Below are 24,936 nucleotides of genomic sequence, written 5' to 3'. Positions count from 1 at the left end.
TTGCAAATTGCAGGTTGGCACGTGTTTGAGTAAGTGGATCTCTATCTATGAGGAATCTCACTGATGACAAGCTTGTAATTCTGAGCAATTTCTCGGCCTAGTTCCCCAGCTGCTTGAGTAGATCACTAGAGCTGACTCGGCATTTCATCTCGCGACACGCCGCAAACGTCCGCAATCGCGCCACACGGGCGATGCCGAGTCACTGTTTGGCCGCACCGCGGCGGGCGTCCGGCGGTTCGCCTCGGCGGCCACCTCACGCTCAGTAGCCGGGGTTCACCCGGTCACAAGTCACTCCGACAGCAAAACCGGACAAACAGCGTATTCCGGTAACGGATTCGCACACTCGGCGTTGCCGCAGTCGGAGATTATATTTATACATATCTATTGATCTGCCGTCGAAAGCCCGGAAATGGGGGGATCTCCACGGCTTCGCCAATCGACATAGTTGAATGAAGTACTCCCCTGAAAACGCGTTTGAGTTCTATGGTGTTCGACGTCTGTACACGGTCAATCACGCACGGGAAAGGTGCCGGTCCGGGCACGTCGTAGACCCGCGTCTTCGGGAGTGACGGTGCATACCAGCCATTACGGCGAAACCACGCTTGACAGATCGGTGCACGACAACGTCCCCGAGCCGCTACCCGGCTCGCCGGGCTGGGCCGCCCCGGTGCGGCCCGTGGAAACGAGGCCGGTTCCAAGGGAGTGGGTCTGCGAGCGGGGCGCGCCGGTGCTGCCCGCGGCGCACCTGGAGCGCGGACGGCTGCTCGGCCATCTCGACGCGGCGGTCGAGCAGCCGGTCACCCTCATCTGCGCGCCGACGGGCTGGGGCAAGACCGTGCTCGCCGCGTCCTGGATCGCCGCCGGGCGCCCGCCGGGGCGCACCGCCTACGTGCGGTTCGAGCCGAACTGCGGACCGGCCGCCTGGCGGCAGCTCACCGCCGCGCTGGCCGACGCGGGCATCGCGCTGGACCCGGCCACCTACGCCTGGAGCAACGGCCGGCTGCACGAGCGCGCCGTCGTGTTCCTCGACGACCTGCACAACGTCACCAACCGCACGGTCCTGCGGCGGGTGGAGCGGCTGATGACCCGGCTCGGGGAGCGGATCAGCTTCGTGCTGCTGGCCCGCAGTGAGCCGCCGCTGTCGCTGTACCGCTGGCGGGTCCGCGGCCAGCTCACCGAGGTGCGCGCAGAGCAGCTCGCGTTCGCCCATGACGAGATCGCGGACCTGGCCGAACTGTTCGACGTTCGGCTGGCCCAGCACTTCCGGTACGCGCTCTGGCACGTCACCGAGGGCTGGCCGGCGGCGATCGCGGTGGCGCTCTCGGCGATGGTGGGCCGCCACGAGCCGGAGCGGATCGTCACCGACCTCGTCGCGGGTGACGACGGGCTGAACGAGCAGGTCGGGCTGACCGAGTACGTGCAGCGGGAGATCCTGGCCCACCTCGACCCGGACGTGTACGAGGTCATGCTGCGCACCTCGATCGTGGAGACGGTCTGCCCGGGGCTGGTCGAGGCGCTCACCGGCAGCCGCAACGGCGCCCGGCAGCTGGCTCAGGCGAGCCGCGCCAACGGGCTGGCCACGTTCTACGGCGGGTCGCACTCGTGGTACCGCTACCGTCGCCTGCTGCGCTCGGTCCTGCGCGCCGAGGTGCGCACCACGCTCGCCGCCGAGGAGCGCGGCCTGCACCGCGCGGCCGCCGGCTGGTACGCCGCGAACGGGCTGCCCGGCGACGCCCTCGTGCACGCTGCGCTCGGCGCCGACTGGGTCAGCGCGGAGCGGCTGTTCGTGCAGTACTGGCCGGAGCTGTGCGGGTCGGGGCAGCGTGCGATGGCGCCGCGGACCGGCCCGCGCCCTCCCCAGGACATCGCCGAGCGCCCGATGCTCGCCTTCGCGCTCGCGGTCTGCTGCCGCGACGTCGGCGACGCGGCGGGGATGTCGGCCTTCATCCGCCTGGGCGAGCGCGCGCTCGGGGAGTCGCCCTCGCCGGTGGACGCCGAGATCCTGGCGGCCGTACGCCTGGCCGAGGCGACCTGCGCCGAGGAGCCCAGGCGCGCCGCGGACGCCGCCGCCCGCCTGCTGCGGCACGCCGAGGAGGCCGGCGGCGAGCACCTCTACGCCGACGCCGCCGACGGCGCCCGCGCGGCCGCGCACCTCACGCTGGCCGGCTCCGGCATCGCCCACGACGAGGTCGACGACGCCGACTCCGCGCTCGAACTGGGCGCCGCGCTGGCCCGCAGGTCCGGCTTCACCCTGCTCATCGTGCAGGCCAACTGCCTGCAGGCGCTGCTGCACCTGCACCGCGGCCGGCTGTCGGCGGCGGCCGCGTGCGCGCGCCGGGTGCTCGACGGCAGCCGCGACGCCGGGATCGGCGAGTCACGCAACATCAGCTACGCCCGGCTGGTGCTCGCCGCCGTCGGACGGCTCCGGGGCCAGTTCGACGAGGCGCGGTACCACCTCGACGAGAGCATCACCGCGGACGTCCCGCCCGACCCGAACGGCTGGGTGAGCGGCACGATCAGCCTGGCCATGATGCTGTTCGCCGCGGGCGACCGGGCCGGCGCCACGGAAGCGCTGGAGCCGCTGCTGGGCAACCGCATCGGCGCCATGCCACCGGTCGCCGAGGTCGCCGCCCGGGTGCTGCAGGCCGACCTCTGCCTGGCCGAGGGGCGGCCGGAGCGGGCCCGCGCGGTGCTCGACGAGCTCGCCCGGCGCTTCCCGGACGCGCCCGCGGTGGCATTCGCCGGCGCCCGGGTCAGCCTGGCCGAGGACCATCCGGAGGCGGCCGCCGACGCGCTCGAGGGCGTGCTGGCCGCGCCGCGATCCTCGCTGGTGACCGCGGTGGCGGCGACGGTACTGCTGGCCCAGGCGCTGCACCGCCTCGGCGACCTCGCCGGGGCCGCGGAGCGGATCGAGCACGCGCTGCGCCTGGCGGCCCCGGAGGGCATCCGGACGCCATTCCTGGGCCACGCCGGCTGGATCGCCGAACTGCTCGACGGCCCGGCCCGGGTCGAGGCCCCGGCGCCGGACGTGTTCGATGTGACAGCCGAGCGGATGGCCGACCCGCTGACCGAGCGGGAGACCCTGGTGCTGCAGTATTTGCGCAGCATGCTCTCCATCGCCGAGATCGCCACCGTGCTGAGCGTCTCGTCGAACACCGTCAAGACGCATGTCCGGCACGTGTACCGCAAGCTGGGCGTCAGCCGCCGCCGCGACGCCGTTCGCCGGGGGCGGGAGCTCAGTCTCATCTGATCCACCGCCCTGCTCAGGCTCGTCTCACCCGTTTCAGGCGAGTCGCCCGGCGCCGTGCGCGGGACACGATATGCGGCATGGCTACAGGGTTACGCGACCAGGTCAACGGGGTCCGGGTCGGTGTTCGGTACGCCGTCGCGGACCGGGCCGCGGCCGTGGGCGGGGACTGGTACCTCACCATTCCCCTGCCCGGCGGGGACGTCCTGCTCGCCGTCGGCGACGTGATGGGTCACGGCCGGCCCGCCGCCGCGACGATGGTGCAACTGCGCGCGGCGATGGCCCGGCTTGCGCTGGCCGGCGACGAGCCGGGGACCATCCTGGCCGCGCTGAACCGGATGCTCTGCCGCCGCCCGTCGACGACTCTGGCCACCGCCGTGTGCGGCCGGCTGCGCCCCACCGGGCGCCTGCTGACCTGGGCCCGCGCCGGGCACCTGCCGATCCTGCGGGTCACCCCCGCCGGGGTGAGCACGCTCGACCAGCCCGCCGGCATGGTGCTGGGGGTCGACCCGGCCGCCCGGTACGCCACCGCGCACGTGACGGTCGACGCCGGCGACCTGCTGCTGATGTACACCGACGGCGTCGTCGAGCGCCGCGACCGCGCGATCGACCAGGGCGTGCAGGGCCTCGCCGACGACGTGCGCTCGGCCGTGCGCGCCTCGGCCCCGGGCGAGCGGCTGCGCACGGCGCTGGACTGCGCCCGCCGCGGCAACCCCGACGACGACGCGTGCCTGCTCGGGGCCGAGCCGGTGTGACCGGCGGGCCCACCGTGCTTCACCCATCGAGGGTGATCCCCATTCACCCGGACCACTCGAATGATGTCTGCAGGCACGACACGTCGCCGACGTCCGGTGGGCCTTCCGCACACCGGCGTGGAGGGGTCGGCGCCGGGGTCCGGTTCCGCGGGCGGCGGGACCGGGCGCCACGGGTCGGGCCTGTTCCGGGGGGAACAAGTAACGGGGGATATAGGCCGTGCCGGTCTTCGGTTTTCGACCGGAGGCCGGCACGGCTTCACGCGTTCTTCTCCCCGGCGGTAATTCGAGTCGCCGCAGCTATGTTGAGGAGAAGACGGGCGGATGCGGGTCAAGGAATTTCGGATGTTCAGCACGACGATGCTCACACTGGTGGGCACGCTGAACGTCTCGCAGGGGCTGCTGGTGGCATTCGCCGGCAGCAAGGTCGGGTTCGACCGCAACAACGTTGCGTACACCAGCGCCGGCACCTGGGCCGCGGCCACGGTGACGCTGGGCGTGCTGCTCGCGGTCACCGGCCTGGCAATACGCGCCGACCGCCCGCGCGCCCGGCTGGGGGCGGTGAGCGTCGTGGCGCTGCACGCAATCTCGCAGCTGGCCATGCTCCGGGCCTATCCGGCCTGGTCTCTGCTGATGGTCACGCTCGACGTGATCATCCTGTTCATCCTCTCGGCGCCCCGCGGCAGCGTCGTCGCCGCGCCGCAGACCCCTGCCGCGAAGCTGAGCTTGCGCCGCAACAGCCGCTCGGAGACCTACCGGGGCCGCCACAAGGCCGGACGCCCGCCGGCTCCCGCCGTCGTCAAGGTGACCCCCCAGCAGGACACCGTGATCGTCATGGCCTCGGTGGGCGCCCCGGTCAACGCGGCGCTGGTCGAGGAGACGGTGGAGGCCGAACTGGTCGCGGACATGCCGGGGGTGTGGGTGCGGGCCGTCGGCCACGCGGCGGTGCCGGTGGAGGATTCACGGGTGCCGGTCCAGCGCGCCTCCCTGGAGTCGCTGGACCCGCTCATCGACCCGCTCCCGCTCGTCCTGGCCGGCGAGGCGGCGATCGCGGCCGCCACGGTCGACCCGGGCGAGGCGGCGGAGCTGGCCGCGATCGGCGCCCGGCCGTACGTGATCCGCTGATTCCCGCCAGCACGATCCTCACTTCCGCGACGGTGAGCACGACGCGATAAGTGCGAAGAATCCAAGAAATCCGGACAGCGGTCAGCTGTCCGGATTTTTTGGTTGTCCCGCACCGGGTCGCTCACCGGCGCCGGACAGACCGGGCACGGCATCCAGGCTCGCCGCTGGGCTGTTGCGTCCGCGGGAATGTGCCGCCCGTGCAACAGCGCCGCCCACCGTGGAGCTGCTGTGTCGCGTCATCAACCTGCCGGCTTGTCGCCGTGACCGAGGCCGCCGCACTGAGACTAGGTCGGCGAACAGACGTCTCCAGACACACGTGTCGGGCAGGGCCAGGTCCGCGTGGACCTGGCCCTGCCCGACACGTGTGGAAGGGCGGCTACAGGAGGTTGAGCTCCCGCGCCCGCTCGATCACCTCCCGCCGCCGGCCGACGCCGAGCTTGCGGTAGATGTTCTTCATGTGGGTCTTCACGGTGTTGACCGAGACGTAGAGCATCGAGGCGATCTCCCCCGCCGACAGGGTGCCCTGCAGGTAGCGCAGCACCGCCAGCTCCCGCTCGGTCAGCGGCTCGGCGAGCTCGCCCGCCTCGGCCGGCGGGCGGCCGAAGCCGGTGAGCTCCTGCGCGATGTCCTCGGCCAGGCCGCGGTAGCCGCTGCCCGCCGGCAGGTACGTCATGAGCAGCTCCCGCACCGGCTGACCACCGGCCACGAACGGCCAGCGGATCGTCTCGTCGTCGGCGAAGCGCAGGGCCTGCTCCAGCGCGCGGCCGGCCTTGGAGCGGTCGCCGAGCGCGCGCAGGGCCCGGGCACTGGTCAGGTTCGCGTCGACCGTCCATACCAGGGAGCCGACGGTCGGCTCCAGGTACGGCTGGACCGCGCCCAGCGCCGCGGCCGGGCGACGCTCGGCCAGGTGGGCCTTGGCCCGGACCACGCCGAGCCAGGGGGCCAGCAGCTCGACCGGCTCCACGCCAAGCAGCCGCTTGGCCGCCTCGACGTCGCCCGCGGCGAGCCGGAGCTCGGCCTCGGCCAGCGTCACGCAGTGCTGCGTCCTCGCGGTGTACCGCCAGTCGGCGAGCTGCCGGCGGATCGCCGCCAGTTCCGTGCAGGCCGCCCGGGCGTCGCCGGCCGCGGCGCGGATGTACGCGCGGGTCATCGTCGCCACGGCCACCATGGCCGGATCGGCCAGGCCACCGCCGTCCAGCGCGCGGTCCAGGTAGTGCTCGGACGCCCGGACGCGGGCCTGCAGGTAGCAGACCTCGGCGACGGTGAGCTGGGCCCACACCACGTCGATGCCCTGGGTGCGGCCCTCGCGATCGGCGAGGGCGAGCGTCTCCTTGCCGTAGCGCATCGCCGCGGTGAGCCGCCCCCGGGCCGCGTTGAGCTGCGCGAGCTGGCGCAGGGCGGCCAGTTGGCTCTGCACCCCGCCGCAGCGGCGGGCCAGGTTCAGCGACTCCTGCAGCGCGTGCTCGGCCGCGACGAGGTCGCCCTGGATCAGCCGGGCACCGCCGACCGCGACGAGCGCGAGGGCCCGCATGCGCGCGGTGTCCTGGTCGTCCAGGCCGATGTCGTCGCGCAGGAGCAGCGGCGCCGTCGCGAGTACCAGCTCCGGCTTCTGGCTCTGATGAGCCTCAGCCATCCGAAAGCTGTCCACGATTGGGCGTAGGGCCGCCCGCGCCGAGTCGACGAGCGCCTGCTGGGACCGGTCGACCAGGTGCAGGAACGTCTCCGTGCCCTGCGGGTCGCTCGCGTCGAGCCGCTCGGCCGCGAAGGCCAGCGCCAGCTTCGGATCGTTGCGCACCTCCTGCGGGGGCGGCGGCACCAGCTCCTTGATGGTGCGCAGCCGGGCGCCCGGCACCAGCTCCTGCCAGCTCGCGGCGAGCAGGTCCGAGGCCTGGGACCAGTTGCGCGCGGCCAGGGCGTGGCGCAGCGCGTCGGCCGGCTGGTCGTGCCCGGCGAACCAGTCCGCGGCGCGCCGGTGCAGCTGGCGTACCTGCTCGGGCCGGCGGTGGCGCAGCTCGTCGTAGAGCATCAGGCCGAAGAGCGGGTGGCAGCGGTACATCCCCGCGTTGCCGCTGCCCTGCACCACGAAGAGGTTCGAGTGCTCGAGCTGGGCGAGGATGCGCGAGCCGTCCACCCGGCCGGTGAGCGCCTCCACGAGCTCGGCGCTGACCTGGTCGAGGACCGACGTGCACAACACGACCTCGCGGACGTCCTCCGGCAGCGTGTCGAAGACCTCTCCCACGAGGTACTCCCCCAGCGCCCGGTCCTGCAGGGCGAACCGCGGCACCAGGCTGTCCGGCTCGGGATGCCCCTGCACCGCGAGCGCGGCCAGGCGCAGGCCCGCGGCCCACCCCTTCATCACCGCGTGCAGCTCGACCAGCGCCGACTCGGCCAGCCGCACCCCGTGGGCGGCCAGCATCTGCGCGGTCTCGTCGAGGGTGAAGCCCAGCGGCCCGGTGCGCAGCTCGCTCAGGGCGCCGCGGATCCGGAAGCGGTACAGCGTGAGCGCCGGATCCGTGCGGCAGGCGACGACGAGACGCAGGCGTTCACCCGCCTGGGAAAGCAACGTCTCGAGTTCGCCCCACACGCGGGGAACCGACAGCTCCTGCAGGTCGTCCAGGATGAGCACGACCGGCGGCCCGGCCCGGCGCAGCAGCGAGATGAGCTGCTCCAGCGCCTCACCCGCCCCGTCCACGCCGGCGCCCCCCAGGCCCGGCTCGGTGCCCTCGCCGGCCGGCAGCTCCCCGGTCGCCTGGGTGACCGCGTCGAGCACGTGCTCCCAAAAGCGTGGGCCGTGGTGCGCCTCAACGGTCAACCACGCCAGCGGCCAGGACACCCGCCCGGCCGCCACCCACTCGGCCAGCAGGGTGGTCTTGCCCCACCCCGCCGGAGCGGAAATCAATGTCAAAGGCCCCGCCACAGCGCGATCCAGCGCGTCGAGCAGACGCGTTCGCGGCACGTGATAGCGGGGCGGCTCGGGCACTGCGAAGTGCAGTGCGGGACGGGTGATGGTGTCAACGAGCGTTTTCTGCCCCAACGTTTTTCGCCCCCTCCCACCCACCGCAGCACGGCGGATGACCACGGGATTGTGAGGCGACAAAAGGTGATGTCGCCTCACCCGTAGGGGGTGAACAATGACGGTGCGTCATCACCCCGTCTCGAGGGCGCTGTTCGCGGCGGGTCGCCGGACGCACCGGAAGCCGACGTGACAGCTGCCGTTCTCGACCGCCTCGGGCTGGCGGGCCGCGGGCCGGAAGCGGTGGTCGTACCCGGTCGAGCAGAGGTAGGAGCCACCCTTCACCACCCGGCTGGCGAACACCGTAGCCCCGGCCGGCTCGTCGACGCGCGGGTTCTCGGGCATCTCACCCTCGACCTCGCCGAAGCGCGCGCTGCCCGAGCGATAGTAGTCCGACGTCCACTCCCACACGTTGCCCACGACGTCGAACAGGCCGTAGGCGTTGGCGGCGAACGCGCCGACCGGGCTGGTGCCGTGGCCGTCCTCGCTGCGGTCCAGCCACGGGAAGATCCCGTGCCAGATGTTGGCCCGCCCGGGCTCCGGGTCGTCGCCCCACGGGTACGCCGTCCCGTCCAGGCCGCCCCGCGCGGCGAACTCCCACTCGGCCTCGGTGGGCAGGTCCTTGCCGGCCCAGCTCGCGTACGCCATGGCGTCCTCGTACGCGACGTGCACCACCGGGTGCGCCGAACGCTTGCGGATGTCGGAGTCCGGCCCGAACGGGTGCCGCCAGGACGCGCCCGGCCGCAGCTCCCACCACACGCGCCAGTCCCGCAGGGGCACCGGCCCCGGCGGCTGCACGAACACCATCGAGCCCGGCGGCCCCTGGTCCCCGGCCCGCTCGGCCAGCGTCTCGTAGCCGGTCTCCTGCACGAACAGGGCGTACTCCGCGTTCGTCACCGGGTGCGAGTCGATCCAGAAGCCATCGACGGCAACCTTGCGAACGGGCCCCTCTTCCGGATAGAAGCCCTCCGCACCCATGGCGAAGGTGCCACCGGGGATCCAGGCCATCTCCACGAGCGCATTGTGCGGACGGCCGGGGGTGACTGGTCCTCACCCGCCCCGGGTGAGGGGCCGCCGGTGGTGTACGCCCGGAGGTGTTCACACGCACCGGGTGATGCCCCGTCGCCCGTCCCGGCCGAACGATCACTTGCAAAAGCACCGGAAACCGCTATACGCGAGGAAGGGAGGGCGCCACACGGAGCATCGCCGGATCCGGCCGCGGCGCCTCCTCTCTTGTCCGCCGCGGCCATCCCGGGTCTGCCATTTTCTGGTCTGCCGCCGTTCGCTGAAAGGAAGTCAGACGTCATGGCCGACACTCACACCTCCCGCGCCTGGTCCGGCTGGATCACCTTCGCCGGTGTGCTGCTGGCCGTGCTCGGGGCACTCAACATCCTCGAAGGGTTCGTCGCGCTCCTGCGGCACCAGATAGCCTTCATCGACGGCGACAGCCTGGTCGTGGTGAACCTGACGGGCCTCGGCATCGTGATGATCGTCTTCGGCGCCCTGCTCGCGCTCGCCGGCATCGGCCTGCTCAGCCGCAACCGCACGGCCCGCATCGCCGCGATCGTGATCGTGGCCCTGCACGCGCTGGCGCAGATCGGCTCGCTGGGCGCGTTTCCGATCTGGTCGCTGCTGATGATCACCCTGGACGTGATCATCCTGTTCGCGCTGACGGTCCACTGGCCCTCGGCCCAGCTGGAGCCGCACCCGCCGGCACCGGCGGGAGGCGCGCACCGCGCGGACCAACGCGACCACCAGCCGTCCCGCGAGCCCGCCTTCCCGATGAACCAGCCGCACCCGCCGGCCCACGCCGCCGACCAGCCCCCTCCGCCTCCGCCGGGGGACCCTCATCACACGGTCACCCCGACGTCGGGCCCCGGCGCCTGAACACACCCGTCCAACCCGCTCGACCGGAAAAGTCCGGCGCCCTTCGGCGCCGGACTTTTTCGCTTGAATGCGCAGGGTCCGGGTGGGAGGCGGGCTGAGAGGGACGGACGGGTCGCGGTGGTGATATCCAGCGACGCGTGGGCGCGGGCCGTCTCCGGGTCCGGATGCACCGTCGCGGCCGTCAGGCGCGCAGCCGGCGGCCGGTGCCGTCACAGCGGCGGCAAAGCCGGAACGCGCGGCCGGACGGGGAGCCGCGGGGTGTTGCGTGAAGCAGGCGGTGCTCGGCGCGATCCCGTGGGCCCCTCTCGCCAAGGTCAGGCCCGGGGCCATCACCCAGGTCGGCCTCGGCGTGCAGCCCGGTGGCCGATCCAGCGCATCCGCAGCGCCGCGACGCGCACCACGCCCGGGGTCGCGGCCAGGCCTGCTCCGCCGTGGCCAGCTGGGGTCGACGGCGTCCCATCAGCCGGCGATACCCGCCAGCCCCTCGCCGCGCTTTACGCGAGACCGGTGCCGCGTCCTTGAGGCACGAACAGGATCGCGACCGTGCAGGGCCACCGCGAGCCGGACCAGAGCACGACCCCGGCCTGCAGCGCAGCGGTGCCGCCCAGCGCGAGCAAGCGAAACCCACAGCGCGCGGATGCCCTCGCGGGAGCCCTCTCCGATCGCCGGGTCGACCCTGTGTCCGCCGCGTCGTGGGAGTGCGGCGCGAGGAGATGGCCGCAGCGCCCCACGGCCATGGCAGAGAAAGTAAGAAGGACGGCGCGGGCCTGGGAGCGCGCCGTCCTTGCCTGGTCCGGGAAACGACCTGCGATGGGTGGGCGGCCTCCTCCGGATCAGCCGCCCACCCATCGGCTCCCGCCGCCCTCGCTGAAGGCCGGCCGGTGCTCAGGACGCGGGCCATACTCACCGCTGGCTCCTGGGCCGTTGAGTACCCCCTGCTCAACGACTTTCACCGGGCGACCCAGCTGGGTCCGTCGCGCCGGGGACCACCGACGACGCGACGCCCGCGGCTGGCGGGACCGGACGGCCACTGTGGACGGTGCAGCAGTCACCGCCGGCAGTGCCGTCCGTCGTTTCTCAGCAAAGCCTTGTCACGTGAACAATCCTGTCGCGGACCGGAGTGAGGCGTCGTCACCCGGATCGGGTGATCAACCTGTCCGGCGGCCATCACGCGGACGACAGGTTGGCCATCTCCTTCTCGGCCGTCTCCACCTCGGCCAGAAGCTTGGTGTGCTCGGCGATGAGCGCGTCGAGGAGCCGCCGGGTCACCTGCACGCTGTCGTTGCCGACCGAGCGCGTCGTCGCCAGCAGGTTCTCGGCCGCCTCGCGCTGGCGCTGGCGGCGGGCGTCCCACTGGGCCCGCCGGTTGGCCTCGGTGCGGGCCTCCTCGGCGCGGCGCTGGGCCAGGGAGGCCTGGAACTCGCGCATCGCCTCCTCGGCGTGCTGGCGGGCGTCGGCCAGCAGCGCCTCGCCGGCCGCGCGGGACTCCTCGAGGTCCTGCTGGGCCTGGGCGCGCAGCGCGCCGGCCTCCTCCTCGGCGAGGTCGATGATCCGCTGGATACGCCCACCGACCGCCTTCGACGTCTGCTCCGCGCAGGTGCAGTTCTTGAGCTCGGCGCCGAGCCGCTCGACGCGGCCGGTGAGCTGCTGCTCGCGGTATCGAGCCGCGGCGAGCTCCGTCTCCGCCGTCGTGAGGCGCATCTGCAAGGTGGCCAGGTACCGGTCGACCTGGGCGCGATGATAGCCCCGCAGGCTCAGCTCGAAGCCGTTCTCGGCCCGCAGCTCCACTTCGCCGACAACCGCGCTCATGCTGGCTCATCCCCCTCCCCGGCCCGTACTCGCGACGGGCGACAGCGCGAAGGCTGCCGACGAGCGTGGTGAGCGCGCGTCATCCTTTCCGGGTGAGCCTTCGGCGGCCCGCGCGGCGGTGCAATGGTGTCGATGGAACCGTTGGTACGTAAGGGAAATCGCCGTGTGCAGGACTGGCGGACCACCCCGGCCGGGTGAGGCGCCGCAGCGTACGGCGGTGCTTTGCTCGTGACGTTTGACCCGGATGAAAAGCACGGCCGGGAAAGCGATTTCGGGGGGCAGGGTGTCACAAGCGTTGGTACAGCAGGATCGCCGAGGTTACGCGCCGCCGTCGCTGGCGGTGCCGGACCTTCCGCCGGGCTACGTGGTGCGCGAGCGGGTGGTCGCCCAGTTGGACGCCGCGGTGCGCTCGCCGCTGACGCTGGTGACGGCGCCGGCCGGGTGGGGCAAGACCGCGGCGCTGGTCGCGTGGGCGCGCACGGTGCGCGTGGGGGACGGCGCCGACGTGCCGGTGGTGCGCTGGGTGACCTCGCACGCCGAGCGCGGCGCGGACGTGCCCGGCCAGCTGCTGGGCGCGCTGCCGGCGCCCGAGCGGCCCGGGGACGGCTACCAGGACGCCGAGAAGGGCGACGACCTGCTGCGCGCGGTGGAGTCGCTGCGGCAGCCGCACGTGGTGGTCGTCGACGACGTGCGCGAGATCAGCGACGCCGACGCGCTCGCGGAGCTCGAGTCGCTGGTCCGGCACGGGATGGGCCGGCTGCGGCTGGTGCTGTCGTGCCGCCGCGATCCCTCGCTGCCGCTGTACCGCTGGCGCGTCAACGGCTCGCTGACCGAGATGCGCACGAACGACCTGTCGCTGACGATCGCCGAAACGGCCCAGCTGCTCGCGGCCCACGACGTAGTGCTGCCGAGCGCGACGCTGTACGCGCTGCACTCGATCACCGAGGGCTGGCCCGCCGGGGTGCGCCTCGCCGCGATGGCGATGCGCGGGCACCCGGAGCCGGAGCGGGTCCTCGACGACGGCGGCGCCTTCAGCACCGCGGTCGCCGACTTCCTCACCGGCGAGGTCATCGACCCGCTGCCGGCCGAGACGCGCAGGCTGCTGCTGGACACCGCGATCGCCCCGCGGCTCAACGCCGGGCTGGTCGAGGCGATCACCGGCCGCGACGACGGCGCCCGGGTGCTGGCCGAGCTCAAGGGCTCCAACGCGTTCCTGACGCGCAACGCCGGCCCCGGCGGCTGGTACCGCTTCCACCCGCTCTTCGCCCGCACCCTGCACGCCGAGCTGCTGCGGCGCAGCCCCGAGCGGATCGCCGAGCTGCACCGGCGGGCGGCCGCGTGGCACAACACGTACGGGCTGCCGGCCGAGGCGATGCGCCACGCGCTGCTGGCCGAGGACTGGGCGAGCGCGGTCGAGACGCTGGAGCGCTCCTGGCCCGACATCCTGGCCGGGGTGCGCTACGACCGCCCGCACGAGGCCGCCCCGCACGCCCCCGCGGCCGAGGAGTCCACGGACGCCCGGCTGCCGCTGGCATTCGCGGCCGAGCGGCTGCGCGTCGGCGACCTGGAAGGCGCCCGGGACTACCTGCGCCGCTACGGCGGCGACCGCACGACGCCGATGTTCCGCGCGCTCCTGGCGGCCGAGGCGTGGCTGGCCGGCGACGCCCGCCGGATGCTCGCCGAGGCATCCGAAGTATCAGCAAACAACCAAATGTCGGCAAATAGCGATGAAACCCGGGCGCTGACCCTCCTCGACGAGGGCGAGGCCCGCCTCCGCCTCGGCGAACTCGGCGCGGCCGGCGCACCGCTGCACGGCGCTCTGGTGCTCGCCCAGCGGGCCGGCCTGGCCCAGGCCCAGGTCTGCGCGGCCAGCCACCTGGCGGTGCTCGAGTCGCTGCGCGGCCGGCTGCGCGCCAGCGCCCGGCTCGGCCGCCAGGCCCTGGTGACCGCCGACCGCTTCGGCATCACCGACGCCACCGACCTGGGCTGGGTCCGGATGGCACTCGCGTCCGTCTACGGCGAGTGGGACCGGATCGCGGAGGCCGACCGGCTGCTGGACGAGTCGCTCGACCTCGCCGCCGGCGACCCCGACCTGCTGGTCTCCATCGCGACGGTGCGCGCCCGGCTGCGCCACGGCTCCGGGCGGCTCGCGGCCGCCCTGGAGGTGCTGCACACGGCCCGCCGGGAGCTCGGCGGGGCGCCGCTGACCCAGGCGGTCGAGCGGGCGCTCGCGCTGACCGAGGCGGAGCTGCGCATCGGCGGCGGCGACCTCGGTGCGGCCCGGCGGCTCGTGGCCACCGGCGGCGACGCGGAGGTCTTCCCCGGCTGGGCCGCGTGCGTGGACGCCTCGGCCGCGCTCATCGAGGGCAAGGCGGCGGCCGCGGCGGCGACCGCGGCGCAGTACGCCACCCCGTCGGCGGAGACCTCGCTGGCCTGGACCGTGCAGGCGGCCATCCTCACCAGCCTCGCCGGGCGCGCGCTCGGCGACCGCAACCGGGTGCTGCGCGGGCTGGAGGTGGCGCTGGACATCGCCGAGGAGGAGAGCTTCCGGCGGCCGTTCCTGGTCGGCGGGCATCCGGTCCGCGACCTGCTGGCGAACTTCGCGCCGCTGCTGCCCGTGTACCACCCGCTCGCCGCGGAGCTCGCGGCCGGCTCGTCGCCGCTGGCCGGCGGGGCGCGCGCCGGCGGGGACGGCAGCCTGGTCGAGCCGCTGACCGAGCGGGAGCTGACCGTGCTGCGCTACCTGCAGGGCACCATGTCGAACCTGGAGATCGCCTCCACGCTCTACGTGTCGGTCAACACGGTGAAGACCCACGTCAAGAACATCTACCGCAAGCTGCACGCCGGCCGCCGGCGCGAGGCCGTCGAGCGCGCGCGGGAACTGCGGCTGCTGTGAGCCGGCACCGACGGGCCGGCAAGACCGACGCGCTGGTGCGGGCGATCGACGCGGCCCCCGAGCCGGTGGTGATCCTGCGCGCCGGCGGCCGCCCGGGGCGCGTCACCGGGACCGCGACCGCCGCCACCCGGCGCTGCGTGTGGGGAGCGCTGGCGGCGGCGGTCGCCTGGCCGGTCCTGTCCGCGTGCGGGGTCGGTCATCCGCAGGCCGCGGCGGTCGCGATCGGCCTGCTGACCGTCCTGCCGTGGCTGGGGCCGCTGCTGGGCGTGCTGCTGGCGGTGGTGCTGGCGGCCCTGGTTCCGCAGCCGTACGCCCCGCTGCTCGGCCTCGCCGCCGGCGCCCTGGTGACGCTGGCCGCCGCGCCGGCGCACCACCTCGGATGGATCGGCCCGCTGTCGGTGCCGGCGATGTCGGCCGCGGCGGTGCTCGGCGGCGTGCTGTGGGGCGTGCTCGGGGCCCTCGCCGCGATCGTGGCGGCCGGCGTGGTGGCCCGGGTCCGGCTCGGGCGCGCCCGGTGATCGAGTACCTGCGCGGGTTCCGCGTCGGCATCCTGCGCCGGGGTGGGACCGCGGTGCAGCGCAGCCTCGCCGCGGTCCGGGACGAGACGGGCACCGGGCCGGGCTCCCGCGGTACGACATCCGGTCCGTTCTGGCCCGTCGACAAGTGGGTCCACGGGCTCTACGCCACCGGCCTCACCGCGGCCGCCGCGGTGGCGATCGCCATCGACTGGCTGGACCCGCCCACCTCGGCGCGCCCGTTCCTGGCGATGGGCGCGGCGACGTTGTTCCTGCAGGCCGGCTACGTCCTGGTGCGCACGCCGACCCGGCGGGGCCAGGCGCTGCGGCAGTACCTCACCGACCCCCGCGACCGCACCGAGTTCGAGGCGGCCGCCGCGAACGCGGACCGCATCCGGCTGACCTGGCCGGCGCTGGAGCGGCTGGCCGAGCCCGAGGACCCGACGCCGACGCTGGAGCGGGCCCTGTGGGACCTGGCCCAGGCCCTGGCCGAGCGGGGCGAGCTGCGCACGGCCGACCGGGACCTGCGCGCCTCGGTCGGCGACCCGATCGGCGCCGGCAGCCTCTTCAGCGTGGTCACCGACCGGCAGGCCGAGATCGCGGAGCGCCTGACCGCGGTGGATGCGGAGGTACGCCGCCGGGCCGGCCAGCTGCGCCGGCTCGCCGGGCTCTGCCAGGACTTCCTCGAGCAGCGCGCCGCCCAGAACCGGGCCCGGATGCGGGTCACGGCGGCGGAGGCGCTGCTGGGCTCCCTGCGCTCGCGGCCCGAGCCGGACCTGGTCTCGCGCACCGAGCTGGTGCTGGCCGCCTACCGGGAGCTGGCTGACGAGTACACCTGAGCTAGTCTCCAGCAGGTGCGGCTTCGGGTGATGATCGGCATCGGGACCATCGTGGCGGCTGCCGGGCTGTTCCTGGCGTACCTGCGCATGGCCCGCTCCTTCCCGATCAACGGCGACGGTGCGAGCAACGCCCTGCAGGCCTGGGACATGTTCCACGGCAACCCGCTGCTCACGGGCTGGGCACTGTCCGACGTGTCCTTCTACCCGACGGAGCTGGTGCAGTACGGCATCGTGCAGTGGTTCACGGGCCTCACCGCCGACCAGGTCCACGTGACGGCCGCCATCACCTACACGATGATCGTGCTGCTGGCCGCGTACGTGGCCAAGGGCGCCGCCACCGGCCTCGCCGCCTGGCTGCGGGCCGGGGTCGCGGTCGCGATCCTGCTGCTGCCGGTCCCCGGCACCGGCTACCAGACGCTGCTCTCCTCGCCCAACCACACCGGCTCGGCGGTGCCGCTGCTGCTGGCCTGGCTCGTGCTGGACCGGGTCCGGCACCGCGTCTGGGCGCCCGTGCTGATCGCGCTGCTGCTGGGCTGGGGCGCGATGGGCGACCCGCTCGTCACGTTCGTCGCCGCGGCGCCGCTGGCGGTCGTCTGCGCCTACCGCGCCCTGCGCTCCCGCGGGGCCGAGCGGCTCTACGAGCTGTACCTGGTCGCCGCGGCCGTCGTGTCGGTCCTCGTCTCGCGCGGGTTCCGCCACCTGCTCGACACGCTCGGGGCATTCCAGTCGCCGCACCCGCCGATCGAGCTCGCGCCGCTGTCGGACTGGCCGCACCGGGCCTGGATGACCGCCCGCATGCTCGGGGTCGTCTTCGGCACCCACCGCCCCGGCTGGCACCCGGCCGCCCTGGAGGTCTTCCTCTCGGCGCTGCACCTGATCGGGTTCCTGGTGGCACTGGCCGCCTTCGCCGTCACGCTGCTCCGGGCGGTCCGCGGCACCGCCGAGCGGCTCAACACCGTGCTGATCGCCGCGATCGCCTGCAACCTCGGCGCGGAGGTCGTCTCCACGATATCCGTCGATCTCATGGCGGCTCGCGAGATCGCCCCGGTCCTGCCGATGGCCGCCGTCCTGGCCGCGCGGTTCGCGGGGCCCTGGCTGGCCTCGGACGGTTCACGGCGTCCGGTGCGGATCGGCCGCGGGGCCCTCGCCGCCGTCCTGGCCCTCTTCCTGATCACCGTCGTGGTGTACTCCCCGCCGCGCGCCGAGCCCTCGGAGGCGCAGGAGGCCGCGGACTACCTGCGCGAACGCAACCTCGAATACGGGCTGGGCGCCTACTGGGCGTCGAACAACATCACCGTCACCACCGAGCGGAAGGTCACCGTCGCCCCGGTGGTCGGCGGCGGAGACCGGCTGATCCCGTTCTGCTGGCAGTCGAAGAACACGATGTACGACGCGGCCGCGCACGACGCCCGCTTCGTGGTCTTCGAGCTGGACCGCCCGTTCTACGGCACCCCCGAGCAGGCCGAACACATGTGGGGTGCCCCGCTCGAGCGGCACGACGTCGGCAAGTACGCGATCCTGCTGTACGACATCAATCTCCTGGAGGGTTTCGCGAAGCACTGCGGTTAGCGCGACGTCGATACGATCGGCGGCGTGCGTAAGTTTGTCGTCTGGGGTGACAACGCGCTCGCCCGCCGGTTGGTCGGCGAGCTGATCAACACGTACTCCGCCCAGGTAACGGTCATCGTGCCCGACCTCACCACCGGCCAGGCACCCGAGATCGCCGAGATCCGCGCCGAGGACGACCCGCGCAACCGCCCGGTCGTCATCGCGGCCCGCAAGCTGACCAGGGCCGTGTTCGAGACCGCGGACCTCACCGACTGCGACGCGATCGCCTTCGTCGACACCGACGACGTCGCCAACGTCGACGCCGCCCTCATCGCCCGCGAGGTCGACGCGAACATCCGCGTCGTGCTGCGCATGTTCAACACCGTCCTCGGCGCCGGCGTCGTCGAGCGCCTCTCCAACTGCGCCGTCCTGTCGGCCTCGGAGATCGCCGCACCGGCGTTCGTGGCCGCCGCGCTGGGCGACAGCAACCCGCCGACGATCCGCCTCTCCGACGGCCAGCAGCTCATCGCCGTCGACCGGTCGCTGGCCAACCCCGGCGACATCCGCTGCGGCCTGGCCGACACCGGACTGGGCGAGAGCCTCCCCGCCGACGAGGACCGCGCCGACCTGGTGCTCGCCAGCGTCTACGGCCGCCGCGATGTGGTGCCCCGCCGCCGGCGCCGCCGCCGCCCGCTGCGCCTGTCGCGCCTGCTGATCGGCGGCGGCCTGCGCCGGGTGCTGGCCACGGCGGCGGCGGTGCTCGCCGTGGGCACGGTCGCCGTGGCCGCCGTGCGGCACGTGGGGGTCTGGAAGGCGCTGTACCTCGCGGTGCTCACGGCCCTCGGCGGCGCCAACCCCGACGAGAAGGCCACCGTCGCGTCCCAGGCGGTCGACCTGATCCTGGTCGTCGTCGGGGTGGCGATCATCCCGGCCATCACCGCCGCGGTCGTCGGCATCGTCGTCAAGGCCCGCCTGGCGATCGCCGCCGGCGGCCTGACCGAGCCCGTCTCCGGCCACGTCGTGGTCGTCGGCCTGGGCAACGTCGGCACCCGGGTGCTCAGCGAGCTCAACGACCAGGGTATCGACGTCGTGGCCGTGGACCGCTCCGAGCGCGCCCGCGGCGTGCAGGTCGCCCGCGACCTGGGGCTGCCGGTCATCATCGGCGACGTCACCAACCCGGACACGCTGCGCGCCGCCTCGGTGGCCACCGCCCGCTGCCTGGTCGTCGTCACCACCACCGACGTCACCAACCTGGAGGCGGCGCTGCTCGGCCACGACCTGTGCCGCCGCGAGCTCCCCGGTGCCCAGCTGCGCGTGGTCGTGCGCCTGTTCGAGGAGGACTTCGCCCGCCGCATCAAGACGGCCTTCGACATCAACCTGTCGCGCAGCGTGTCCTATCTCGCCGCGCCCGCGTTCGCCGCCTCGATGGTCGGCAGCGAGGTCATCGACACCATCCCGGTCGGCCGCCGCGTCCTGCTCGTCGCCGAGGTCCCGGTCGGCGCCGGCTCCCAGCTGGAGGGCACGTACTTCCGCCACGTGAGCGCGCCCGGCCTGGTCCGCCTGGTCGCCGTCCAGACCGGCCGCGCGGGCCTGGGCACGGGCACGCAGACGTTCTGGGCCCCGGAGCAGAACCGCTGGCGCACCCTGGACCGCACCCACACGATGGTCGTGGTCGCGACCCGCGCCGGCCTGGTCAACCTGCTGGAGCGCGCCGCCGGCGTGCAGAACCCGCCCCCGTTCAACCCGCCCTCGGCCCCACCCCTGCTGACCCCGCAGCCGCGCGGCTAGCCGGCAGCACCGCGCGCAGCATGGCGGTGGCGTGCCCGCGGCGGCGGGCCGTGGGCCGCACGTCGTAGCCGATGTGCCCGCCGGCCTCGAGCAGGTTGGGCGTCAGCCGGTGCCGCACGACGATCCGTCCGAGGTACTCGTCCCCGTCGACCCACCAGAACGTCGTGGACGCCACGAACCCCTCGCGCCGCGGCGTTTCCTCGAACCGCTGCAGGAGCAGCCATTCCACGTATTCGGCGAACCCCTCGGCGGTCCCCCATCGCGGCCCGAAGTGGCGAATCTCGTGCCCGATCATGCTGGAATCGCCGGCCGCTCCCCGCCCCTCGCGCTGAAATTCCGCCATCGCGGCGAGAAAGGAACCGCGGACGTCCGTGACGGGCAGACTCAGCTCAGCCATACCCGCACGGTGGCACGTTTCCGGGATTCGGGCGACTGCGGTGGGTCGTAGCGTTGTTGTCAACAGGGACTTGCCAAGGGGATGGGGAATTCGATGAGCGACTTCGACGCTGGTGACACTGGTCACGACGTGGACTACGGGCACTACGAGGCCGGTCAGGAGCATCAGGGTCTGGACCAGCTGCACCAGGCGCACGGCTCGGAGGCCGACTACAACAACCAGTTCGGGGTGTACGAGAACGATCACCACGCCCAGGAGTCGACGGATTTCTCGCAGGGGCACCACGTCGAGTACGACCAGCCGGCGGCTGTGCACTTCGAGTCCGACGACTTCACGAACTACTCGCACGACGCGTCGGTTGATGACCACGTGTTCGTGGCCGAGGGCAGCGAGAACGCGCACCAGGCGGAGTTCGGTGAGCTCGACGCCCTGCAGTCGCGCTTCGACTCGGCATTCGCCGAGGGCACCCAGGTCCACGGTGGCGAGGGCCAGTTCGGCGTCGCCGGCAACTAGTTCAGGACCGCCGACGGCCGGTCACCCCGCGGGGTGGCCGGCCGTTGTCGTGCCGGCTGGTCAGCGGCTGTAGAACTCGACAACCAGCTGCTCGTCGCACAGGACCGGGATCTCCTGGCGCAGCGGGAGGCGGATCAGGCGGCTCTTGAGGCCGGGCAGGTCCGTCTCCAGGTACGGCGCGGTGCGTTCGCCCCGGTGGGCGCCCGCCGCGGCGATCTGGAACGGGGTCTTGGTGCGGCTGCGCTCGGCGACCTCGATGACGTCGCCGGGGCGGACCCGCAACGACGGGCGGTCGACGCGCCGGCCGTTGACGTTCACGTGCTGGTGGGTGACGACCTGGCGCGCCTGGTAGATGGTGCGCGCGAAGCCGGCCCGCAGGACCAGGGCGTCCAGTCGCAGCTCAAGGTCGATGAGGAGCTCCTCGCCGGTCTTGCCGGGCTTGCGCACGGCCCGGGCGAAGGCGGCCCGCAGCTGGTTCTCGCGGATGTTGTACTGCGCCTTCAGCCGCTGCTTCTCCAGCAGCCGGACCTTGTAGTCGCTGACCTTCGGGCGGCTGCGGCCGTGCTGGCCGGGCGGGAAGGGGCGGCGCTCGAAGTACTTGACGTCCTTGAGGGTCAGCGGGATGCCCAGCGCGCGGGAGCGGCGGACCTTGGGGCGTGACTGGTTCACGGTGCTCCTTTCGAATAAGGTAAGCCTAACCTTAGGAGGTCGGATGTCAACGCTCCCCACCCCGGCCGAGCGCCTGCGCTCCCTGCTGGCCGCCGCCGCTTCGCTCACGCTGCACGTTCCCGGGCGCCGGTGCGACCTGGTCGGCGCCCATCGGGTCGAGGCCGGACGCATCCGGCTCGACCTGCCGCCGAATTCGACACCGCTGGAGCCCGACACGGCCGTCGTGCTGGAGCTCACCGACGTCGCCCCGACGAGCGTGCGGTCCCGCGTTCGCGCCCGCGCCACGTTCGGCGGCTGGCTCGAGTCCGACCCCGCGGGCGGCCTGGCCCTCGACCTGGCCGAGGCCACGCTGCAGGATCCGGCGTACGGCCGCGACGCCGAGATCACCGTCACACCCGAGGACTTCGCCGCGGCCGTGCCCGACCCGCTCGCCCACCTGGAGGCGGACATGCTGTGCCACCTCTGCGACGCGCACCCCGACGCGGTCGACCGACTGGCCCGGCTGGTGCCGCCGCATCACCTGCACGGCGTGCGGCGGATCGTGCCCGTGCGGCTCGACCGCTTCGGGGTGGTGCTACGCCTGGAGTTCGCGGGACGGGCCCGGGACGTGCGGCTGCCGTTCCGGACGCCCCTGCGGCGACCCGAGGAAGCCGGGGAGCGGATGCAGGAGCTGTACGCCCGGGCGCGCTGCTGCCGGGGTGGCCACTAGACGACTACGCTGCGCGCTCGGATTTTGAGATCGACTTGGAGCGATCTGGTACGGTGAATTTTGAGAGCGGAGCCGCACCGGGTCGTCACACGTTGAACCGCGCGACCAGGACTCGCAGCCGCCCCGCCATCGCGGTCAGGTTCTCGGCCGCCCGGCTGGACGCGCTCGCCGCCTCGGTGACCGACTGCGCGGTGGTCGCCAGGTTCGTGACGTTCGCCGCGATGACCTGGGTGCCGGCCGCCGCCTCCGAGACCGACCGGTTGATCTCCTCGGTGGTCGCGGTCTGCTCCTCGACCGCGGACGCGATCGTGTTCTGATAGTCGTTGATCTCGTCGATGATCTCGGCGATCCGGGCGATCGCCTCCGTCGTGGCCCCGGAGTGCGTCCGGATCGACTCGATGCGCCGGGCGATGTCCTCGGTCGCCCGGGCGGTCTCCTGCGCCAGGTCCTTGACCTCCCCCGCGACGACCGCGAAGCCCTTGCCGGACGCGCCCGCCCGGGCCGCCTCGATGGTCGCGTTGAGCGCCAGCAGGTTGGTCTGCGCCGCGATGCTCGTGATGGTCTTGAGGACCTCGGCGATCTCGCCGGAGGCCACGCCCAGCTGCTGCACCGTGCCCGAGGTCTCCGCCGCCGTGCCGACCGCCGACATGGCGACCTGCGCGGCCCGGCTCGCGTTCTGCGCGATCTCCCCGATCGCCGCGGTCATCTGCTCCGAGGCCGCGGCCACCGTGCTCACCCCGGCCGAGACCTCCTCGGCCGCCGACGCCGTGGTCTGCGCCTGCAGGTTCGCCTCGTCGGCGCTGCTGGCCGTGTCGCCGGCCGAGCGGGAGAGGTCCCCGGCGGTGTCGGTGAGGGATCTCGCGGTCGAGCCCAGCGCGTCGACCGTCTCGCGCATCGACGCCGTGGCCGCGTTCAGGGCGCGGCTCATGTCGGCCAGCTCGTCGTGGCCGCGCACCGCGACGGTGCCGGTGAGATCCCCCGCCGCCACCTGCCCCAGCGCCGCCACCGCGGCCCGCAACGGCCGCACGATCCCGCGGACGACGACCGCGGCCACCCCCGCCACGACGGCCACGACGACGATCGGGACCACGACCTCGATCCACCGGCCGAGGGTCACCTGCCGCCCGCCGGCCGCGGTCGCGTCCGCGATCGTCGTGGCGTTGAGGCTCTCCAACTCGCCGAGGCCCGCGGCGATCCGGTCCTCCAGCGGCCCGAGCACGTCGTTGGACGCCGTGGTCGCCTCGGCCGTCCGGCCGGCCTCGGCCAGCGCCACGACCTTCTGGGCCTCGCTCTGGTACTGCGTGTCAGCGCTCGTCACGTCGTCGAGCACGGCGACCTCGTGCGCCGTGACGTCCAGCCCGCGATAGGCGGCGAGCCACTTGGCGAACTCGGCGTGATCGTCGTTCCACTGCTGCAGGTACTGCCGATCCCCGCTGGCCACGTAGCTGCCGAGGTCGTCGGCCTGGGAGGCCTTGGCGACCTCCATCTCCAGGGCCGCCCGCACCGACGGGTGGTCCTGCTGGGCGACCTCGGTGAACCGGCTCGCCAGCCCGCTCATGATCATCCCGAGCACCACGGCGGTGCCGGCGATGCCGAGCGCGGCGAGCAGGATGAGCGCGGCGAGCTTCCGTGCCACGGTGACCTTCATGCACTGCTATTCGGCGCCGAACAGCGGCGCATGAGGAGGGCGCGACAAATGAGGAAGGCCGCCGCCCGACTGACCCGGCCGGGCGGCGGCCTCATTCACCCCGCGCGCGCCTCAGCAGGCGCCGTTGTCGGTCCAGACGTTCTGCGCGTTGTTGCCGGGGATGTCGCCCTGGGTCCACCACTTGGCGGTCCACTTGTGCCCGCCGTAGGAGACCGTCGCCCCGCCGTTGTAGGCCGTCGAGGACGACCAGGCCGGCGGGCAGGTCGGCGGCTGCGTGGTGCCACCGCCGCAGGTGCCCTGGTCGACCCAGACACTCGCCGAGCCGGGCGTCTCACCCTGGGTCCACCACTGGGCCTTGTACGTGTGCCCGTTGTACGACACCAGCGCCCCGCCGGTGTAGGCGGTCGACGACGACCAGGCCGGCGCACTGCAGGTGCCCGTCGAGGGCGTCGGCGTCGGCGAGCCGGTGGTCGGGTTGGTGGTGGGCGGAGTGGCGCCGGCGAAGCGGGCCGTGTACTTCGTGAACTCCCACGCCGTCTGCGGCACGCTGCTGCAGGTGCCCGACGTGGTCGACTGGTTCGGGTCCGCGCACTGCCGGTCGCGGTTCACCGACCAGTAGGTGTACCGCGCGAGGTGGTGCGAGGTGGCGTAGTCCAGCACGGTCTGGAAGTCGGCCTGGCGGAAGTACTCGCCGACGTCGCTGCGCCCGTTCATCATGGACACGCCCTCGTGCGCGTACGCCGTGGCGCTGTCCCACCCGAAGGTGTTCATCAGGATGCCGTGGAACGCCTCGAGCGCGCTGGTCTGCGTCGACGCCCCGTTGAACCCGCCGTCGAACGGCATGATCGAGTAGTTGTTCGGCGTGAAGCCCAGGCTCTTGGCGTCCTTGAGCATCTCGGTGCCGAACCAGCCGGTGCCCGCAGCAGTACCCGCGGTGGTCACCGAGATGTACAGCCCGGGGTTGTTCTGCTGCAGGATCTGCGCGGCGCCGAGCTCGTTGTGCACGGCTGCGGCGTTCTCGTACTCCGGCTCCTCGAGGTCGAAGTCGATCGCCTTGAGCCCGTACTTGGTGACGACCTGCTGGTACGCGGCGGCTGTAGCGGCCGGGGTGCCGCACGTCTGGCCGAGCTTGGTGCCGCCGTAACCACCGATCGAGACGCTCACGTCGCCGCCGTTGGCGCGGATGCGCGAGATCAGGGCGGCCGCCTCGGTGTCGGAGGAGACCGGGCGGGTGCCGTCCCAGGTCGGGGTACAGCCGCCGCCGTTGGGCGCGAGGATGAAGGCCAGCTGGAACGCCTTCTGCCCGGTCGCGTTCATGACCTCGATGGCGTCGGGCGGGCTGTTGTCGAACGGCATCAGGTACGGCGCCGAGGCGTACCAGTTGCTGGTCAACGCGGCACTGGCGGTCGTCGCGTTGATCACGCCGAGGGTCGTCGCACCGAGGGTGGCGGCGGCGGTCAGCGCGAGGGGGATCAGGGTTCTCTTTTTCATGGACCCCTCCACGAGCACGTACGGACGTGACGCTAACTGTTAACAAAGTTAAGCGTTGTGCAGGGAAGGTACATCCTCATCGATGCGGCC

18 protein-coding genes are annotated in these 24,936 nt (G+C 72.9%); 11 read left to right on the top strand and 7 right to left on the bottom strand.

Annotated features, from left to right (window positions below; translation table 11 throughout):
- Positions 1-613 precede the first annotated feature (613 nt).
- The 3 genes from ACQPY0_RS05505 (at position 614) to ACQPY0_RS05495 (ending at position 5,124) form a co-directional block, all read left to right on the top strand.
- A complete protein-coding gene (locus tag ACQPY0_RS05505) occupies positions 614-3,250 on the top strand; it encodes a LuxR C-terminal-related transcriptional regulator (protein WP_432985579.1) in 2,637 nt (878 codons plus the stop codon).
- 77 nt (positions 3,251-3,327) lie between these two features.
- Positions 3,328-4,002, top strand: coding sequence for a PP2C family protein-serine/threonine phosphatase (locus ACQPY0_RS05500; protein ID WP_432985577.1), 675 nt, complete (start codon positions 3,328-3,330; stop codon positions 4,000-4,002).
- Between the two features lie 342 nt (positions 4,003-4,344).
- Positions 4,345-5,124 (top strand): DUF7144 family membrane protein, encoded by a 780-nt coding sequence (locus ACQPY0_RS05495; RefSeq protein WP_432985575.1) that lies wholly within the window; start codon positions 4,345-4,347, stop codon positions 5,122-5,124.
- A gap of 376 nt (positions 5,125-5,500) precedes the next feature.
- Here ACQPY0_RS05495 and ACQPY0_RS05490 read toward each other — a convergent pair whose 3' ends face one another.
- A complete protein-coding gene (locus tag ACQPY0_RS05490) occupies positions 5,501-8,029 on the bottom strand; it encodes a LuxR C-terminal-related transcriptional regulator (RefSeq protein ID WP_432985574.1) in 2,529 nt (842 codons plus the stop codon).
- Between the two features lie 240 nt (positions 8,030-8,269).
- Positions 8,270-9,145 (bottom strand): formylglycine-generating enzyme family protein, encoded by an 876-nt coding sequence (locus ACQPY0_RS05485; protein WP_432995011.1) that lies wholly within the window; start codon positions 9,143-9,145, stop codon positions 8,270-8,272.
- Positions 9,146-9,442: 297 nt separating this feature from the next.
- Between ACQPY0_RS05485 and ACQPY0_RS05480 the strand changes: the two genes are divergently transcribed.
- Positions 9,443-10,024 (top strand): DUF7144 family membrane protein, encoded by a 582-nt coding sequence (locus tag ACQPY0_RS05480; RefSeq protein ID WP_432985572.1) that lies wholly within the window; start codon positions 9,443-9,445, stop codon positions 10,022-10,024.
- A gap of 1,167 nt (positions 10,025-11,191) precedes the next feature.
- Here ACQPY0_RS05480 and ACQPY0_RS05475 read toward each other — a convergent pair.
- Positions 11,192-11,833, bottom strand: a complete 642-nt coding sequence (locus ACQPY0_RS05475) for a hypothetical protein (RefSeq protein ID WP_432985570.1) — start codon at positions 11,831-11,833, stop codon at positions 11,192-11,194.
- A gap of 295 nt (positions 11,834-12,128) precedes the next feature.
- Here ACQPY0_RS05475 and ACQPY0_RS05470 point away from each other — a divergent pair, with 295 nt between their 5' ends.
- From ACQPY0_RS05470 to ACQPY0_RS05450, 5 genes are read left to right on the top strand one after another with little or no spacing between them, the layout of a single operon-like run.
- On the top strand, positions 12,129-14,729 hold the full coding sequence (locus ACQPY0_RS05470) for a LuxR C-terminal-related transcriptional regulator (RefSeq protein ID WP_432985568.1): 2,601 nt from the start codon (positions 12,129-12,131) through the stop codon (positions 14,727-14,729).
- Complete coding sequence (locus tag ACQPY0_RS05465; RefSeq protein ID WP_432985566.1) at positions 14,726-15,247, top strand: hypothetical protein; 522 nt, start codon at positions 14,726-14,728, stop codon at positions 15,245-15,247. The genes ACQPY0_RS05470 and ACQPY0_RS05465 overlap by 4 nt, the downstream gene beginning before the upstream one ends.
- Positions 15,244-16,083 carry a hypothetical protein gene (locus tag ACQPY0_RS05460; RefSeq protein ID WP_432985564.1) on the top strand — a complete coding sequence of 280 codons (840 nt, stop codon included), beginning with the start codon at positions 15,244-15,246 and terminating at the stop codon, positions 16,081-16,083. The genes ACQPY0_RS05465 and ACQPY0_RS05460 overlap by 4 nt, the downstream gene beginning before the upstream one ends.
- Before the next feature lie 15 nt (positions 16,084-16,098).
- Positions 16,099-17,652, top strand: a complete 1,554-nt coding sequence (locus ACQPY0_RS05455; protein ID WP_432985562.1) for a hypothetical protein — start codon at positions 16,099-16,101, stop codon at positions 17,650-17,652.
- A 24-nt stretch (positions 17,653-17,676) separates the two neighbouring features.
- Positions 17,677-19,419: an NAD-binding protein gene (locus tag ACQPY0_RS05450; protein ID WP_432985560.1), complete on the top strand. Its 1,743-nt coding sequence runs from the start codon at positions 17,677-17,679 to the stop codon at positions 19,417-19,419.
- On the opposite strand, the gene ACQPY0_RS05445 is transcribed toward ACQPY0_RS05450, so the two are convergent.
- The gene (locus tag ACQPY0_RS05445; RefSeq protein WP_432985558.1) at positions 19,370-19,816 is read right to left on the bottom strand and encodes a GNAT family N-acetyltransferase; all 447 of its coding nucleotides are present in this window, start codon (positions 19,814-19,816) and stop codon (positions 19,370-19,372) included. The genes ACQPY0_RS05450 and ACQPY0_RS05445 overlap by 50 nt on opposite strands.
- A gap of 93 nt (positions 19,817-19,909) precedes the next feature.
- On the opposite strand from ACQPY0_RS05445, the gene ACQPY0_RS05440 reads away from it, so the two are divergent.
- On the top strand, positions 19,910-20,329 hold the full coding sequence (locus tag ACQPY0_RS05440) for a hypothetical protein (RefSeq protein ID WP_432985556.1): 420 nt from the start codon (positions 19,910-19,912) through the stop codon (positions 20,327-20,329).
- A gap of 60 nt (positions 20,330-20,389) precedes the next feature.
- Here ACQPY0_RS05440 and rpsD read toward each other — a convergent pair whose 3' ends face one another.
- Entirely contained in the window at positions 20,390-20,998 is a 609-nt protein-coding gene (gene rpsD, locus ACQPY0_RS05435) for a 30S ribosomal protein S4 (RefSeq protein WP_432985554.1), read from the bottom strand.
- A 43-nt stretch (positions 20,999-21,041) separates the two neighbouring features.
- Here rpsD and ACQPY0_RS05430 point away from each other — a divergent pair, with 43 nt between their 5' ends.
- Positions 21,042-21,707, top strand: a complete 666-nt coding sequence (locus ACQPY0_RS05430) for a DUF2470 domain-containing protein (RefSeq protein ID WP_432985552.1) — start codon at positions 21,042-21,044, stop codon at positions 21,705-21,707.
- An 85-nt stretch (positions 21,708-21,792) separates the two neighbouring features.
- On the opposite strand, the gene ACQPY0_RS05425 is transcribed toward ACQPY0_RS05430, so the two are convergent.
- Entirely contained in the window at positions 21,793-23,355 is a 1,563-nt protein-coding gene (locus tag ACQPY0_RS05425) for a methyl-accepting chemotaxis protein (RefSeq protein WP_432985550.1), read from the bottom strand.
- 111 nt (positions 23,356-23,466) lie between these two features.
- Complete coding sequence (locus tag ACQPY0_RS05420) at positions 23,467-24,846, bottom strand: chitinase (RefSeq protein WP_432985548.1); 1,380 nt, start codon at positions 24,844-24,846, stop codon at positions 23,467-23,469.
- Between the last annotated feature and the right edge of the window lie 90 nt (positions 24,847-24,936).

Source organism: Dactylosporangium sp. CA-233914 (assembly GCF_050942935.1).
Taxonomy (GTDB): Bacteria; Actinomycetota; Actinomycetes; order Mycobacteriales; family Micromonosporaceae; genus Dactylosporangium.
This window is presented reverse-complemented; position numbering and strand designations above follow the sequence as displayed.